Source organism: Pseudodesulfovibrio sp. S3, from assembly GCF_004025585.1.
Classification (GTDB): domain Bacteria; phylum Desulfobacterota; class Desulfovibrionia; order Desulfovibrionales; family Desulfovibrionaceae; genus Pseudodesulfovibrio.
In genome coordinates, this window is sequence record NZ_QTZO01000039.1 from 1 (window position 1) to 2,884 (window position 2,884).

The 2,884-nt window shown below is 48.1% G+C and carries 3 protein-coding genes and 1 pseudogene; all 4 read left to right on the plus strand.

Annotation, left to right across the window (positions count from 1 at the left end):
• A pseudogene (locus tag DWB63_RS17405) lies at window positions 1–350 on the plus strand (hypothetical protein); the annotation flags it as partial.
• Between the two features lie 180 nt (window positions 351–530).
• Window positions 531–1,424, plus strand: coding sequence for an ankyrin repeat domain-containing protein (locus DWB63_RS17125; protein WP_128330084.1), 894 nt, complete (start codon window positions 531–533; stop codon window positions 1,422–1,424).
• Window positions 1,414–2,055 (plus strand): hypothetical protein, encoded by a 642-nt coding sequence (locus DWB63_RS17130; RefSeq protein ID WP_128330085.1) that lies wholly within the window; start codon window positions 1,414–1,416, stop codon window positions 2,053–2,055. The genes DWB63_RS17125 and DWB63_RS17130 overlap by 11 nt, the downstream gene beginning before the upstream one ends.
• 231 nt (window positions 2,056–2,286) lie before the next feature.
• Complete coding sequence (locus DWB63_RS17135) at window positions 2,287–2,523, plus strand: hypothetical protein (RefSeq protein WP_128330086.1); 237 nt, start codon at window positions 2,287–2,289, stop codon at window positions 2,521–2,523.
• Window positions 2,524–2,884 lie beyond the last annotated feature (361 nt).

Consider the following 2,884-nt stretch of genomic DNA (forward strand, 5'->3'; position numbering starts at 1 on the left):
CCTCCTTTGTCATGGATGAGGCGCATGCGCTCGCGGCGGCCCGCTATATCGAACGCAATCCCGTGCGTGCAGGCATGGTCTCGGACCCTGCCGATTACCCCTGGAGCAGCGCCCTGGCCCATTTGCAAGGGAGGGACGATATTCTGGTAAAGGCAGGGCCTCTGCTTTCCATGGTTCCGGATTGGCGAAGCTTCATAGCCTCAGGGGATGCGCAGGATGCTATGGATGCCTTGAGTAAGCATGCACGGACAGGCCGCCCACTCGGCAACGACGCGTTTTTCGATCGGTTGCAAGCCCGTACAGGAGTGGACTTGCGACGCCGGAAACCCGGCCCGAAGAAGCGGAATTAGGTATACTGTCCCTCTAATTCCAAGCAGAGGCGACCTTCTGAACAACCTGCAAGACTTGCTCAGCTTCATGCTGCCATCAGTCGGGGAGAGGCATGTCGTTGAAGGCGGTGGGGTTCATGGGATTGACGCCATGGTTGATGCCTTTTATGTCCAACAAAAATAAACGGAGATTGTGAAGTAATGAGGTTAGCTACTGTATTGTTGAGCTTGGTCATATTGCTGTCGTCAGGATGTGTTGATGCTGCTCTGAAAGGGCAAAATTCCTTGACCGACATGAGCGTGAGCAAGTTGTTTCCAGGGGATCGCCAAGCCCAGCAACTAGCCCTAGCCGCATCTGAAGGTGATCTGGAGTATATTGATAAACTGTTGGCTCAAGGAGCTGACCCAAACGCTGCTGGACGTTCTGGTATAACCGTTCCGTGTTGGGTTTTGTACCATCCAAATAAAGAGGGATTCAGACGTCTACTTGAACATGGTGCTGACCCCAATATTATTTGGGAAGGTCGCAAAGGGTATTCTGACGAATTATCGTTAATTCATGTCGCTGCATGGCAGTCACCCATTATTGGCACTGACTATCTTGAAATGATATTTGAAATAGGAAGGGGAAATCCCAATCTAGTTGTCCAGAATTACAGGACCCAGCCTTTACTCTGGGCTACTCGACCTTCGCAGGCAGATGCTTTTGCAGTTTTATATTGTTACGGAGCTGATATCCACTTTAAAGATGGGGGGGGGTATACATTCTTATATAGGGCAAGTCTTGAGAATTATGAACTTGCTTATTTCCTTTTGCAGGATGGTGCTGATTATGAAGAAATCACTAAACACGGAATTGGGATTAAGAATCATATTATGAGTGAAGCTCGCGAAAATAGAGTTGAAGCTGTTTCAGGTAATAAGAATGCCCCGCAATATTATTGGTTCTGGCGATGCGTAGACTTTCTTGAAAAGCGTGGAATGGAATTCGATATTCCTGCGAGTGTAGAAAAATTCCGCCCAGCAACCTTGCCCACCACTCCCACCGATTACGAAATCGAAATCGAAAAATGGAAAAAGAAACATGCCAACTGAATTCCGCTACAGCGCTCTCCTTCTGTCGACGACTCTGTTCCTCCTGTTGGGAGCAGCGAACGCGCAGGCCCAGGACGCGGCCCAACAGCAGGAAATGACCCAGGTCATCCAGCTATACCAAGGCATCCTTAAATTCCCGCCGCCTCTTTGGGTGGAAGAGGTAAAGGATCTGGGCAACTCCAAGCCCTTTCGCAATCAACAGAAGAACCTGTTCTCACTGGAGTTCATCCCTAAGGAGCAGGAATTCGACAGCTGGAAACAGCTATACGGCATCTACGGTTTCTACCTGCCTGATTACGACATAAAGCGGTTCACGCAGGAGTCGATCAATGCCTTAGCCCTTGGCTGCAAGGCGAAGCCGAAGATCACGTTGGCAAGCGCGGAAAACGGCTCTGTCATTTTGACCTATCTATGTAGTGACCTCATCGATCCGCTGGTCAAGGATGGCGATAATACCGAAAGCGGATTTCTCCTGATAAGCCAAGTGGAGCAGTCCTTCGCTAAGGTCTATCTGGCCTGGCGCTCCAAGCGTGAATACATGAAAACCGACAAGTGGCCCATGAATAAGGAGAACATTACAAAAGCGATAGAAGCCCTGAAAAACATCCGGTATTTCCCGGCAGAGCAGTGAGTCCAACTGGAACGTTAGAAATATTCACTTCACTACTCGAGTGTCAGCATTATTGTAAAAAAGATGACGCCTGAAACCTTATAATTCAAGACCTGACCCCATTCCCCATGACCCCATTCCCCACCAACAAAATAAGCGTTATGGTGAATTTGTTGACATGGTTGCACCGGATGGCCGTGGCTTACGGTTCGGTGGTGATGGTCAATTTATTGGATTATTGGAGCCCAAAAAATGATTAAAGTACAAATAGCAAGCGATATAGATAATCGAGAAAATATATTTGTTGAGTTGTGGATGAACGATCATTTGTTTGCAGAGGTGATTAATGAACGCGGGCAAGCTGAAGTCATTTTTTACAATAACCCAGATGGAGGCTGGGGAGCGGTTCCAGTTGAAGACGTGATTAAAGAATTGCAATGGGCTAGAAAGGAGCTCTCTTTTTTAGATACTAACGGTGGTAGAAACTAGTTAATGAGGAACAGAATGGGGTCAGGTCTTGTTTTTTGTCCTACGCTTCAAAAAGGAATTAGGGGGACGAATTAGGGGGACCGAATTGAATTAGGGGGACAGTATACCTAATTCTTGACTTGGTAGAGTCCATGTAGGATATTGGAATTAGGGGGACAGTATACCTAATTCTTGACTTGGTAGAGTCCATGTAGGATATTGTGCCCATGCCGAGAATTGCTCGTATTGTCGTATCCGGTGAGGCCCACCATGTGGTGCAGCGAGGAAACCGTCGATTGCCCACGTTCTTTTGCGAGGCGGATTACCAGCTGTATCTGGAACTTGTCAGGGAGTGGTGCGACAGACATTGCGTGGCCATCTG